General features: G+C 63.9%; 13 protein-coding genes. 5 read left to right on the plus strand and 8 right to left on the minus strand.

Going from position 1 to position 12,790, the window contains the following annotated elements:
- Positions 1-50 precede the first annotated feature (50 nt).
- Complete coding sequence (locus tag ON44_RS39490; RefSeq protein WP_040699911.1) at positions 51-761, plus strand: alpha/beta fold hydrolase; 711 nt, start codon at positions 51-53, stop codon at positions 759-761.
- A gap of 379 nt (positions 762-1,140) precedes the next feature.
- Here the strand turns inward: ON44_RS39490 and ON44_RS39495 are convergent, their stop codons facing one another.
- The gene (locus ON44_RS39495) at positions 1,141-1,830 is read right to left on the minus strand and encodes an isochorismatase family protein (protein ID WP_083898437.1); all 690 of its coding nucleotides are present in this window, start codon (positions 1,828-1,830) and stop codon (positions 1,141-1,143) included.
- Between the two features lie 1,048 nt (positions 1,831-2,878).
- Positions 2,879-3,190 carry an EthD family reductase gene (locus tag ON44_RS39500; RefSeq protein ID WP_040699961.1) on the minus strand — a complete coding sequence of 104 codons (312 nt, stop codon included), beginning with the start codon at positions 3,188-3,190 and terminating at the stop codon, positions 2,879-2,881.
- Positions 3,191-3,321: 131 nt separating this feature from the next.
- Between ON44_RS39500 and ON44_RS39505 the strand changes: the two genes are divergently transcribed.
- The 3 genes from ON44_RS39505 to ON44_RS51050 all read left to right on the plus strand — a co-directional run bounded on the left by ON44_RS39505 (position 3,322) and on the right by ON44_RS51050 (position 4,852).
- Positions 3,322-4,224 (plus strand): LysR family transcriptional regulator, encoded by a 903-nt coding sequence (locus ON44_RS39505; RefSeq protein WP_040699912.1) that lies wholly within the window; start codon positions 3,322-3,324, stop codon positions 4,222-4,224.
- A gap of 135 nt (positions 4,225-4,359) precedes the next feature.
- The gene (locus tag ON44_RS53605) at positions 4,360-4,491 is read left to right on the plus strand and encodes a hypothetical protein (RefSeq protein ID WP_281005612.1); all 132 of its coding nucleotides are present in this window, start codon (positions 4,360-4,362) and stop codon (positions 4,489-4,491) included.
- Between the two features lie 103 nt (positions 4,492-4,594).
- Positions 4,595-4,852 (plus strand): hypothetical protein, encoded by a 258-nt coding sequence (locus tag ON44_RS51050; protein WP_157187543.1) that lies wholly within the window; start codon positions 4,595-4,597, stop codon positions 4,850-4,852.
- 875 nt (positions 4,853-5,727) lie between these two features.
- Here ON44_RS51050 and ON44_RS51055 read toward each other — a convergent pair.
- Complete coding sequence (locus ON44_RS51055) at positions 5,728-5,940, minus strand: hypothetical protein (protein ID WP_157187544.1); 213 nt, start codon at positions 5,938-5,940, stop codon at positions 5,728-5,730.
- Between the two features lie 106 nt (positions 5,941-6,046).
- On the opposite strand from ON44_RS51055, the gene ON44_RS39525 reads away from it, so the two are divergent.
- Positions 6,047-6,457: a hypothetical protein gene (locus ON44_RS39525; RefSeq protein ID WP_040699918.1), complete on the plus strand. Its 411-nt coding sequence runs from the start codon at positions 6,047-6,049 to the stop codon at positions 6,455-6,457.
- A 255-nt stretch (positions 6,458-6,712) separates the two neighbouring features.
- On the opposite strand, the gene ON44_RS39530 is transcribed toward ON44_RS39525, so the two are convergent.
- The 5 genes from ON44_RS39530 to ON44_RS39550 form a co-directional block, all read right to left on the minus strand.
- Positions 6,713-7,045, minus strand: a complete 333-nt coding sequence (locus tag ON44_RS39530; protein WP_157187545.1) for a WD40 repeat domain-containing protein — start codon at positions 7,043-7,045, stop codon at positions 6,713-6,715.
- 244 nt (positions 7,046-7,289) lie between these two features.
- Complete coding sequence (locus ON44_RS39535) at positions 7,290-8,378, minus strand: serine/threonine-protein kinase (protein WP_051183049.1); 1,089 nt, start codon at positions 8,376-8,378, stop codon at positions 7,290-7,292.
- A gap of 491 nt (positions 8,379-8,869) precedes the next feature.
- Positions 8,870-9,739, minus strand: a complete 870-nt coding sequence (gene rfbD, locus ON44_RS39540; protein ID WP_040699965.1) for a dTDP-4-dehydrorhamnose reductase — start codon at positions 9,737-9,739, stop codon at positions 8,870-8,872.
- Positions 9,736-11,079, minus strand: a complete 1,344-nt coding sequence (gene rfbH / locus ON44_RS39545; RefSeq protein WP_051183052.1) for a lipopolysaccharide biosynthesis protein RfbH — start codon at positions 11,077-11,079, stop codon at positions 9,736-9,738. The genes rfbD and rfbH overlap by 4 nt, the downstream gene beginning before the upstream one ends.
- Positions 11,076-12,308 carry a glycosyltransferase gene (locus ON44_RS39550; protein ID WP_157187546.1) on the minus strand — a complete coding sequence of 411 codons (1,233 nt, stop codon included), beginning with the start codon at positions 12,306-12,308 and terminating at the stop codon, positions 11,076-11,078. Before ON44_RS39550 ends, rfbH begins: the two co-directional genes overlap by 4 nt.
- Between the last annotated feature and the right edge of the window lie 482 nt (positions 12,309-12,790).

Here is a 12,790-nt window from a genome sequence, read left to right on the forward strand (position 1 = left end):
TCGAGGCAGCGTGCCTCGATGCCGCAGCTTTGAGAGAGAAGGAGAAACGCATGGCGGCGTTCGTCCTCGTGCCCGGCGGTTGGCACGGCTCCTGGTCGTTTGAGGCGGTGGTTCCGCTGCTGGAGCGTGCCGGTCATGCCGTTCACGCCCTGACCCTGACCGGTCTGCGGCCAGACGACGACAACGCGACGGTCGCGACCGCCAACCTCGACACGCACGCCGACGACGTATTGCGGCTCCTCGATCGCGCCCACATCACCAGCGCGACGCTGGTCGGCCACAGCTACGGCGGGATGGTGATCGCTGCCGCCGCCGACCGCGCCCGCGGCCGCGTCTCACGACTGGTGCATCTCGACGCCTACGTACCGCGCGACGGCGAGTCGTGCTGGTCGTCGACGACCGAGCGCTACCGGGAAGCGTTCGCTGCCGGCGCTGCGACCACCGGCTACGCCGTCCGACCGCCGGACGGCGGTGATCCCCGCCGCCGTCCCCATCCCCTCGCCTCATTCTTGCAAACGATTCGGCTCACAGGCACGCTCGCCCAGGTCCCCCGTCGGGAGTTCATCTACTGCTCGGGATGGGAAGACCGGACGCCGTTCGCTGAACTCCGCACCCGACTCCAAGCCGATCCCGAGTGGCAGGTCCACGACCTCCCAACCGGCCACGATGCAATGCATGAGGCCCCGGAGGCCGTCGCTGCACTACTGCTCGGCGAATGCATCGCGGATGCATCGACGCACAGACGACAGGCCTGCCATTGAGGGCCGCACAAGCCCAGTTCATCCGGCCCCCGATCATTCATGCCGTCGTCCGGGGCCACGGCATCCCCGTGGGCCACTTACTCCGCGCGTTGCGCGCCAACCTGACCTCGGTCGATATGTTCCTCCAATTCCCGGATCCGAGCGTCCTCGTCCGCCGGTCACTTCCGGCCCGCCTTTGTACGGCGGGCAACCAGAACACATTCACGACACACGACATTGAACAGGGATGTTCTCGGGGAGCGTCATTGATCCCCTGGACACATCGTTGTGCCTGAACATCCACTCCGCGAAATGGCGCGTTCTGCCTTCCCGCGACCCCCAGGTGCCGGGTTGAACCGCGCACGTCATGATCTGCTGGTGATCCGCGGCGCCGCTCCGTTTATTTCTTGTTGTCTTCGCCTGCAGCCTGGCCCGCGAAGTACGTGCGTGCGCTCATCATCATCGACGGCATATGGTCCCGCATGAGCGCCGCTCGATGCCCAGTCTCGGCAAACCGTGGATCGAGCTGGAATTCCGCTGCGACCGAGAACCAGGTGACCGGCACGACGCCGAGCTGAGTCATGCGCATGATCGCGGCGTCATGCGCTTCGCTCGTGACAGTCGCGCTCGCGTCGACAACGACGTACGGTTCGTACCCGGCGCGAAGAGCTCCGAGTACGGTTTGCAGGACGCAGCCTTCGGTCGCAACTCCACCGATGACCAACTTCTTGCGGCCGGTGTCGAGCACAGCCGCCGCAAACCGGTCATCAAGGAAGCTGTTGAACCGTGTGGAGCGTTCGATTACCGGGAAATCGCCGATGACCTCGAGTAATTCCGGGTACAGCGGTCCGGAAGGCTTGCTGGGCAATCCGTTCGTCACGACCAGGCCGGATCCGTACAACGTCGCGGTTTTGGCCAACCCGACGACATTGTTGATATGGCTGGTCAGATCGTGTGAGCGGAGGATGTTCGCGAACCCCACGGCGTAGTCGACCAGGACTATCGTGGTGTTTTCGGGGTGAGGGGGTCCAGGTTCATTGTGGGAGGCTTTCTGATCGTCGGGCGTGCGATGAAGTGGGCGTGGGTGCATCCACGTGTCGGCGGAGAGCCGGTGCGATTTCCTCGCCGAGGCGGTGCAAGGACTCCACGACCGATTCACGAGGCAAGCCGCCCCAATCCACTAGCGCCTGGACTCGGTCGAAGCGCACCGCATCATGCAGTTCAGCGAGCTTGGCGGACACGTGCTCAGCGGTCCCGATCATCAGGCCTCGTCACCGTCGAGACCGGCGGGGAACGGGTATGGCAACCCGAATAACCACCCTCCCAGCATGATTCTCTCGCGCCTCCCATCGACCTTTCCGCAAGTCTGACGGGGCTCGAACCGAACTGCTTGCCGTGGCGGTGCAACTCCTGCACTGGTTCTGGCCGCCCGCGTTTCGGCCGAAATCGGTGACGACCCAAAAAGTTCGCCGATGCCCACGGCTCGAGGGCGTTCGCTGGCACTGCCCCGGTGACCACGTCATCGGGCCGATCTCACTACGTCAAGGCCCGCAAAGTTCGCAACAAACGCCTCGGCGACGCCCGCCATTGGTGGGCCTTCTCCACGCTCGCTCACCAAATCACCCGGCGCCCGCGCACACTACGACAAACGTAAGGCCGCAGGCGACCATCACGACGCCGCCCTGCGCAACCTCGCCAACAAGCTCCGACGCCTGATACCGGATGTTGCCGCTTCTCTACACCATGCAAGTGGACTCGTCGTCGACTGCCGCGTCGCCAATCGTGGGACTACCGACAACGGCTAATGCTTCTGGGAAACATGTTCCAGATCTGTCACGCCGGCTGATCATGGCGACGGCAGCCGAGCATCCCATAATGCCGATGACAGTCATCATTCCTTATTGGATTCGGAACGCTTGGACCGTTCTTAAAGGCGATGCCGGGCCTGCTCGAGGTTGGCGGGCTGCCGTCCCGGCCGTCGCGCCGCACGCACGCATCAACCACCCTGACATCCGGCCGGGACATCGGCCCACCGTTGACGCTCAACGAACCGGCAACCGGGAACGGCGTTCCGCCGATAGCCGGGACCTGGCCGCAACGGCACGCTCCGAACGCGTCCCGGAGCGTGCCGTCCTGCCTCAGCTGGTGCCGTCCTGCACCGGATAGTCGATGACGACCACACCGCCGGTGGCGTAGTTGACGACATCGGCGGCCGCCCGCTGGCCGTGCGGCGACTCCCGCGCCGCGGCCATGGCGGCGGCGTCAGCGAAGTCGGCTTCGAAGACCGCGAAATACGGCGCTTCTCCCTTGGTCGCCGCCACGTCGAAGCTGTAGCGCCACGCAAGCAGGCCGGGCCAATTCATGACCAGTGGAAGGTGGTTGGTCACGTAGTAGTCGCGGAAGTGGTCAGGGTCGGCGGGCTTGGGATATAGGACCAACAATTTATGCATGACTGCCTCCTGCATCTACCGCGGTCGGTTGAATCGTCATATGCGCAGGTTAGGGCTTGATGTGTGGTCGAGGGAAAGACCGGGACGGGATAGACTCAGAACGGATCGTTATCAATCGAGGGGGAGGGCATGTGGCGCCGGATACGGTGAGCCTGCGGTACTTTCTGGTGCTGGCGCAGGAGTTGAACTTCACCCGCGCGGCCGCACGGATCGGGATCGCGCAGCCCGCACTCAGTGCCCGGATGCGCCGATTGGAGGCGGAACTCGGTACGAGCCTGCTGGTTCGTAATACGCGTAGCGTCGTATTGACCACGGCCGGTGCGGCTTTGGCGGAGTCCGCGCCGCCCGCGCTGGCGGCGCTGGACCGGGCATGGGACACCGCCCGGAATGCGGGGGCCGGTGAACTGGGCACGCTGCGCATCGGATACAGCCTCAGCACGGGGGCCGAGACGGCACCGGCCCTGGTGGACAGGCTCATTCGCAGCAGCCCGGGACTCGAGGTCGGCGCGGTCCCGATGGCGACACCGGAGATCTCCCCCGCGGTCGCCGACGGCCGCATCGATGCGGGGATCACCCGCGGTGAACAGCCGGGTCGTGGCGTGCGGCGGTTCCTGCTGCGGCGCGAGCGCGTCGGGGTCCAGTTGGCGCAGCATCATCCGCTGGCCGAACACCCGGAGATCGGGATCGCCGATGCGGCCGCGTATCCGCTGCGACTCCCCGACCGTACGGCCAACCCCGTGATCCACGATCAGCTGTCCGCACTGTTCCGCGACACCCGGCCGACCCCCCGATTCCACACGCCCGCAGTCTCTTTCGACATGTCTCAGCGCGACCTACGCGACGGGCTCACCCTCGCTCCGGCCGGTGAAGTCGCGGTCACGATACAACCGGCCGGTCTCACGTGGCGACCGCTGCGGGGCGCACCCACCTTGACTATCCACCTGGTCCTCCCGCGCGTGCAGTCACCACTACACCGCCGCATCCGTACCGTCGCCAAAACCCTGGCACACGAGCTGCACTGGCTGCCGGACTGACGCGCAGCAGGTCACGCAGATTGCCGACGACGATGACGATCCCCTGCACCGCCAAAACCTTCAACAGCGGATGTGTCCAGGAAATCGGTACGAGCACGAGCAATTGCCCAACCGGCACCAGTCTGCGGATCGAGCGTGGCATCCAAAGGTGATGAGGCCGGCTTGGTCGGGGTCACGCTGGTCAGCCTCGACGATCACAGCGGCCTCATTCCTGAGCGGCAAAGCTTCAAGGACAACGCGGTTCCGTGGCTGGCGCCGCTGGGCTGACCCACGAAAGTTATCTGGCGGGGCGCCGCGCGGGACAGGTCATCCACTGTCTGTCCCGTGCAGCACGGTCGCTCAGCCTGCCCTAGGCGGTGGTGGCGCCAAGGTGATCATCGTGGGTCGGCGGGGCCAGTCGCGCCAATCGTTCTGTCTCCGAACGTTTTTGCCGAAGGAAGGACAATGTGAGATCGATTCCCTCGATCTCGCCGAGTCAAGCTTCTCGCTCGGCTCGTTCACGTCGGCGAACGAGGTCGTCTTCGATCTCGGTCAGTCGCGAGAGCATCTTCGGGTTGATATTGAGCATGGGGCACCGGATGCAGGCTTCTCTGAACTACGGATCATTCGAATCCTGTTGTGGTGGTGACTGATTTTTGCCAGTCCTGGCAAGCAGGAGGCTCGAGGTGGGGTGCGGCGGTGTCGAGCCCATCGAGATCACAGACGCGATCGGTCGTTGCCGAAACAACGCCGGTGTCCTCCCCTGGGATGGGGAGGATGCCGAGGCGATCCAGTCGTTGCGAGCAATAGGATGTGGAAGTGTCAGCGGGGAAGCATGATTCGCTGTTCACGAGACCCGGGAACGGGACCGTCGCTCGTAGGAGAAGCCCCCCCGGGGGCGGAACGGAACTACAATAAACACCAACAAGAACACCAGCAGGCGGATCGCCACAACCCTCGGGGCCATCTCGGTCGCCTTTGCCAGCAGCATCGTGGTCCTGGGCGCAGGCACCGCCTCCGCCGCGGACTGCCAGCCCACTACCGATAGCTACACCACCGAAAACACCGACACCGAAAACACCGACAACGCCGACAGCGAACGCACCAGCGAAAGCTACCAGGTCGAGAATAGTTGTTAAGCGGAACCTGAGACGGACATCGTTGCCGTCGAATTGGAGCCGGGCGTGAGGCTCGGTTTGCGGGGCCGGTGGAGGCGTGAGCTCTAGTCGGCCCCGGCCGTGCCCTGACTCGGCGATCACACGCGTCGGGTGGTGAGCCGATCGTCGGTGAACCGATGACGGTGAGCCGGTCGATTCTGATCCTCGGTGATCGATTTGCGGCGGTCGCGTCAAGCGGCCGCCGCGGCTCTTGTGCCCTATATCGATTAGAGTGGGCTTCTCCGAAGCCAGTTTCCTTGGGGTAGAAGACCTTCTGGACATGCTCTCGAATGCTGGCATGCCGAGTTCGGTTGCCGCCGTATGGCACCTGGCCATCGCCGGGAAAGCGGATGACTCCGGCGCGTGTTCAAAGCTGTTGCGGCGCTGCTGAAGCCACGATCACGACAATCGCCCCCGATTGCTGGCAGGAGGCCGCAGTGGCAGCACCTTCCGAAGGGCGTGACGCGTCGTCGGCGGTGAGCCAGCGCAAGCCAAGCGCCTGCCAGGGGATCGGGCTTGCCGTTGGTGATCTGCGAGTGCCGATGATGCCCACCTGTTCGTGGCTCAGCGTGGCGCGCATGGCTTCGGGGCTCTTCGGATCCCCAGGGTGCATAGGAGTCGGGATAGCAGTCTTCCCACAGCTTTTCGGGGTAGTAGCGGTGCGGGACACCCTCGGGTTTCGGTAGATGTTCGGGATCGGTGTCGACATCGCCGCGGGTGTCGAAATAGTCCCAGTAGTCGCGTTCGGCCCCGATATCGATGTCGGAGCGCGGTGGCTTCTGTGGCGTGTGGTCGACGCGGTCGGGGTCATCGCGTGCGGCGCGACGGTGTTGGTCGCGTCGGTCCGGTACGGGGATGTCGTCGGTGGCTGGTCGGTAGACGTGTGGGTCGGTGGTGGGTGTGTAGGCGTGGATGAGTGTGCGGTGTTGGGGGTATTGGTCTGCGGCCCAGCGGAGTCTGGCGGCGGCGATGGGGTAGGCATTGCGGTAGAGGGTGGTGGCGATGTGTTCGATGATGTCGCGTTGTTCGTCGGTGAGGGTGTCGACGAGGTCGTGAAACGCGCGCCGCGCTGCTGCCATGTCACCGGTTTGGATTAGTGCGGCGATCGTTGCGGCGCTGTCGGACAGCGGGTTTTCGGCACTGGTGGCGGTCCGTGGCGGCCGGATCGGTGGACGCGGGTCGATGGTGCGGTTGTGTCGCCGTGCCAGGGATCGTGTGGGTCGGGGTCGGGGTCGGGGTGGAGGGTGATCTGGTGGTGGAAACGACTGCGCCGCTAGAGACGGAAGGACGTCCACCGGAATTTGGCCGGTCACCACGGTCGGTGGCGCAGACCGTCGGCGGACGGGGCCGACTCAACTCTCCGGAGACGTTTGTGATCTCTCGAGCACGATGAGATCTTTTCCTGTGGCAATAACGATCTCCTGTTCGGGTCCGATGGAAAGAGCACTGATGCGGACGGAATATTCGAAGACGGCGGATTCGGTCATGGTGAGTAGGTCCAGCAGGCGAACCGTGCCTGCGTCGGTGGTGACGGCGACCGGTCGTCCGTTGATCGTGCCGCATACCCGCACACTGCCTCTGTGTTTGTCGAGGCTGGCGTGGAGTCTTCCGGTAGTCAGGTTCCATATTTGCAATGTCCTTGACCACTTGCGGCTGATGACTGCCATTGGGAGGTCGTCGATCACGACGCACGATAATCCCGTGATGTCATGGGGATAGCTGGAGACGAGAGTTGCTGACCGGGTGGCCGAGGAAGATTCCGGATCCGTGGGGTTCAGTCGGGCGTCGTCGGGTTGGTCTTTGCAACTTCGCAATACGCAAGCGTTTGGACGGCGTGCGGGAACGAGCTCGCAGATGCTCGGCGAGTGGAACACGTTTATACGGTGCCTGGCGCATCGGCTCGAGAAACGACTGACCGGCGGCGGAAGCTCAGCGTGCACACGAACCGGACGGCGAGCCCAGCGCAGGTGCGGTGGGGACGCCCGGGATACTCGCCGATGTCGGTGCCGCGGTGACACAGGTGACCGACGTCGGGCTGGTGGGGGTTGAGTCGTGGTGCGTACGATCGCTGATCACCCACCAGGCGATGGCGGCCACGACGACGAGGACGACGAGCCACGTCGATCCGGGCCGGTTGCGGGTTTGTGGTTGCGATGCCGGATTGATTCGAGTTGTGGCCAGTCTGGACGGTGCGGGTGTCGCTGTGGGTGTGGCGTCGAGTGCGGCTCGCGCTGCCGTGGCCAGGTCCCCGGCCGTGCGATAACGGTCGTCCGGGTTCTTCGCCATTCCCCGCCCGATGACCGCGTCGAAGGTGGCTGGCACCGCTGCGGCTGCGGACGGTCGTGGTGGTGGCGTGTTCAAGTGTGCCGTGATCTGCTGCTCGACGCTGTCACCGGGGAATGGTTGGGAGCCCGTCAAGCATTGGTACAGAACGCAAGTCAGGGAGTACACATCAGAGCGGGCGTCGCAGGCGCCGTGCAGGAGCCGTTCCGGTGCCGTGTAGGCGAAACTGCCGATTGCCGCACCGGTGGTGGTCAAGCTGGAGTCGCCGCTGCCGACGGCGATCCCGAAATCGATGAGGTACGCGAAATCGCCCGCGGTGACGAGGATGTTCGAAGGCTTCACGTCGCGGTGCACGAGCCCGGCCCGATGCGCTGCATCGAGGGCCGAGCCGATCTGCCGGATGTACTCCACCGCAGTGTCTTTCGCTATCGGCCCGGTGCCGAGCAGGGCGGCGATGTCGTGACCCTCGACCAGCCGCATGTCCAGATACAGGCGCCCGTCGATCTCGCCGTAGTTGTGGATCGGGATGACATGCGGTTCGCTCAACCTCGCCGCGGCGTGCGCCTCGCGCCGGAATCGCTCGCGATATTTCGGGTCGTGCGCCAGATGTTGCGACAGCACTTTGAGTGCCACCACGCGATCGGTCTCGGTGTCGTAGGCCCGATAGACCTGCCCCATCCCACCTGCGCCGAGCAACTCGAGCAGCCGGTACCGCCCGAATGGAGTCCCATCCACCCTGTACGACTACCACATCGGAGCACGGATCTCTGCCCGAATCATCCCTGTACGCAGCAATGCTCGCGGACTTCGCCGAATTATCCCGCACCGAGTGCGGTGTCAGAACGCCGTACGGCAGGGTTGCAGGGCGTGTTTTCGAAGATGCCGGGGTTGCACCTGCCGTGATCTGGCGGCGAGCCCGAATCCGGATCTAGTGAACCGCCGGTTCACCGCCGATGGCGCGGACCGGTTGTGGTGCATGGACTTGACCCGGCAACGGACCGGTGAGGGGTGGGTGTACCCGACGCGAAGGCATTCGAGGATCGACATGCTCAGCCCTGTGGAGTACGAACGCGTCCTGCCAGCGCCTGGCTGTGGTGCATACCGTGGAGTTACCGGGGGTGCTACGCGCTGAGCTGAACACGTGTTCCGATGCGCCGGCCTACGCCGGATACCGGCGCAGCCGTAGGTACGCGGACATCGAAGGCTGTGTCATCGGTTCGCTCCGTTCACGGCCGGATGTCCCGAACTGCAGCTCTGACAGCGCGCCGCAGTCCGTCACGCCAGTGTGGTAGTGGGGTAAGGCCGCAGTCGATCCACGATGAATTCGACAGAACGGCATTCCGGGGCCGGGTTGCGGCATCTCCGAAATCCGATGTCCGGCAGGGCCGTAACAGGTCCGCATCGAGTCCAGCCGCTTCGATAATCGCACGAGCGAATCGGTATTTGGATGCGGCGCCGCCTCCGGTCGCGTGGAGCAGTCGCGGTGGATTCGGGTGCGCGACGAGGTCGAACAGAGCGGATACGAGATCGTCGACGTAGGTTGGGGACGCGATCTGGTCGGTGACGACCGCGACGCGCTCGCCCCGGGCGCATCTCCGCACGAGTGCGGCCGGGAAATCCCGGTCGGTCCCCGAGTACAGCCACATGGTGCGGACGATCCGCGCATCGGGCAACGCTGCTCGGGCAGCCTCCTCACCTGCCAACTTGGATCTTCCGTACACACTCAACGGGGCGGTCGGTGACCAGGTCTCCCATGGACTCGACGCCGACCCGTCGAAGACGTACGCGGTCGAGATGTGCAGCAGTCGCGCTCCCTTGTTCGCGCAGGCTCGGGCCAGTAGTCCCGGCCCGACCCCGTTGACCGCGAACGCCTTGTCGGCTTCGGTCTCGGCGGCGTCTACGCCGGTGTACGCCGCGCAGTTGATGACCACATCGCCGGGGCGAACGGTGTCGTTCAGCGCCGTTGCATCGGTGATGTCGAGTTCTTTCGATCCGAACCCGAGCACCTGTCGATCGGCACGATGAAACGGGCTCGTCGCCCTCGTTATCCCGCTGCCGAGCAGTCCGTCCGCACCGGTGACCACCAGCCTGTTCACCACTTGTCCTCGGGCGAGGTCGCCATGAGCCGGACGGGGGAGCGTCGGTAGCCGGAAACGAACTCCCGGACCGAGGCGACCATGTAGTCGGTCATCTCGTCGGTAATGCCCGGGTACACGCCGACCCAGAAGGTGTTGTCGGCGACGTAGTCGCTGGCCGCCAAACTTCCGGAAATACGGCACTCGATGTTCGAGTACGCCGGATGGCGGAGGAGATTTCCGGCGAAGAGGCCACGGGTCGCTATTTTGCGGCCTTCGAGGAAGTTGACAATGTCGATACGGCCGAAAGGCGCGTCCGGCAGCACCGTCAGCGCAAATCCGAACCAGCTCGGATCGCTGTCGGGGGTTGGTTGCGGCAGGCGGAGATGGTCGATCCCATCCAGGCCCTCGCGAAGCCGACGCCAATTATGACGCCGGCGGGCGCAGAAATCGTCTAGTCTGGCCAGCTGAGAAAGCCCGAGCGCAGCCTGGATATCTGTTGTCTTCAGGTTGTAACCGATATGCGAATAGATGTACTTGTGGTCGTATCCGTAGGGAAGACAGCCTAGCTGTTGATTGAATCTCTTTCCGCATTTGTTGCTTTCGCCCGGCTCGCACCAGCAGTCGCGTCCCCAATCCCGCAGAGACTTCACGACGCGAGCCGTTGTCAGGTTGTTGGTCAGGACGCATCCACCCTCACCTGTGGTCAAATGGTGTGCCGGGTAGAAGCTGACCGTGGCCAGATCGCCGAAGGTGCCGGTAGCGCGGGACTGATATGTCGATCCGACTGCATCGCAATTATCTTCGATCAGGAACATGCCGTGCTCCGCGCACAACGCGGAGATCTCTGCCACCGGAAACGGGTTGCCGAGCGTATGTGCCAGTACGACGGCACGGGTTCTCGGGCCGATCGCCGCCGCCACGGCTTCCGCTGTCGTGTTGTATGTGGAGGAATCGATATCTACGAACACCGGTTTCAATCCGTTTTGTAGTATCGGGTTCACTGTCGTCGGGAATCCGGCTGCGGCCGTGATCACCTCATCCCCAGGGCGCAGCCGGGTATCACCCAGCTCCGGGGCGGTTAATGCGGTTACCGCGAGCAGGTTCGCCGATGATCCGGAGTTGGTGAGTCGCGCCTTGCGGAGTCCAATTTTTCTGGCGAATTCGTTTTCGAATCGATGTGCCAGAATTCCCGCCGCGATACGCATATCCAGCGCTGCCTCGACCACGGCAGCCCTGTCGTCGTCATTGAGGCAGGCGCCGGATGATTGGATCTCGGTGACGCCCGCGACGAAGCGATGCTCGGTTTGCGAATTGTGGAACCGTCGGATTCTCGCGAGTAGATCGTCTCTATCGTTCATTCTATTTTCTCCCGGTGCGAGCCTAGAACGAGATCTGCGAGGTCATCGGCGAATGCAGCTTGTGGCGGCAGTGCCCACATATGTCGTTTGAGCGTTCGCGCGGCCTGCCGGTAGGCGGGGTCGTCGAGGGTCCGTCGGCAGGCGGTGAAAACATCCGCGGCGGTGACGGTCATGGGATCGATGTGGATGCCGGTGCCGAGGGTTTCGCAGCGTCGTGCATTTCCGGGATGATCGGCGAAGAAGGGGAGTACGACGTGCGGGACCCCGTAGGTTATCGTGTCGCGCATCGAATTCAATCCACCGTGCGTGATGAACAGGTCCACGTTCGCCAATACAAGGGACTGCGGGACGTACGGCAGGACATGGATGTGTGGCGGTAGCGACCGGAATATGTCCTGGTACAGCGACGGCAGTGAGACGACCGCGGTACACCGGAGCTCGGCCAAAGCCGCGAAGACCTCTCCGTAGATTTCGGCCATTCGATCCCTGAACCGCGGTGAGAATGGTCCGATCGAGCCCAGTGAGAGGTAAACGATCGGCCGATCGCCAGGCATCGACGTGAACACGTCCGGGAGCAGTTGATCATTGTGACGCACCGGTGGTTCGTGCCGGTACCGGACCAGTGGGGTGTCGAGATCGGCGTTATTGAATTCTTTCGGCGTCAGGGAGACCGTGAGATGCCGGAGGATTCCCGGTGCCGATGGTTCTTCCGGAAGCCCGAGTTTGGCCCGCTGAGTGGTCAGAGCGGGCCGGATCAGGTCTTCATGGAGGTTTCGCACAAGCTGCAGCGGGCCGATATCCACCGTGACGTGTGGTATCCCGAGCACCTCCGCGGCCAGGTAACCGCCGAATTCCGAGCACTCGTGCAGGACGACATCGGGCCGCCACCGCTCGGAGAGGTTCAGTACGTCTTCGGCGATACGCAGGGCGATCCGGTCGCTGAGGAACTCCGTCATGTACATCCGGTCGAACGCGTCTATGTCCCGGTCGAGCAGAAGTCCGAAGATGGCTGCATCGAACTCGCGGTTGGCCCGCCGTATGTTCACGTCTACGGTCTCGACGCCGTAGTTACTGTGCAGCCAGGCGCCCCACTTCTCGGGTGCCGCAACGCGGACATCGTGGCCATGCCTGCTTATCGCGTCGACCAGTGTGACCAGGCCACGGAAGTGGGATTCGAACTGGTTGAGGGTCACCAGCACGCGCATGCGATCTGCCCGCGAGAAAGCCATGCGGGCAGCGTGACACATTGGGGCACAAGGCCGTACGCGTTTCCGTCGAACTTGCCAGCGACTGTTTCAGCTCGGGAGGTGTCGAGTAATTTGCTCGGTGGAAGCCAGGCTGAGGCAGTGCGTGTCGGCACTCCCGCGATCCGGTGCCGCGCGGCTGTAGTTCGCCCGCCCTCCCTTGCGATACGGGTCGAGGTGGAACCCGACAGTCGAGAGCGTCGCGGCCTGGGGACGCACCGGCTGATCTCGAGGGCCCGTTTCGCAAGGCGCTGCTGACCGCGTTCGTCACATGCGGCGATCCGCAAATACCTGTGGCGAGAGCCAGTTTCGGCTGTTTGCTCTCGAGGCGAGCCTTCGCGCGGGCCTTTGCCCATGCCGTCGCGCGATAGTGCCGTCACCACGGACCGGGGCGCAAGGACATCAACACGACGATGGGGGTGCAAGGTGAGAGTTCCCGCCAGAATGCCGGTGCGCTGACCTGGCGT

The organism is Nocardia vinacea NBRC 16497, assembly GCF_000308835.1.
Classification (GTDB): Bacteria; Actinomycetota; Actinomycetes; order Mycobacteriales; family Mycobacteriaceae; genus Nocardia; species Nocardia vinacea.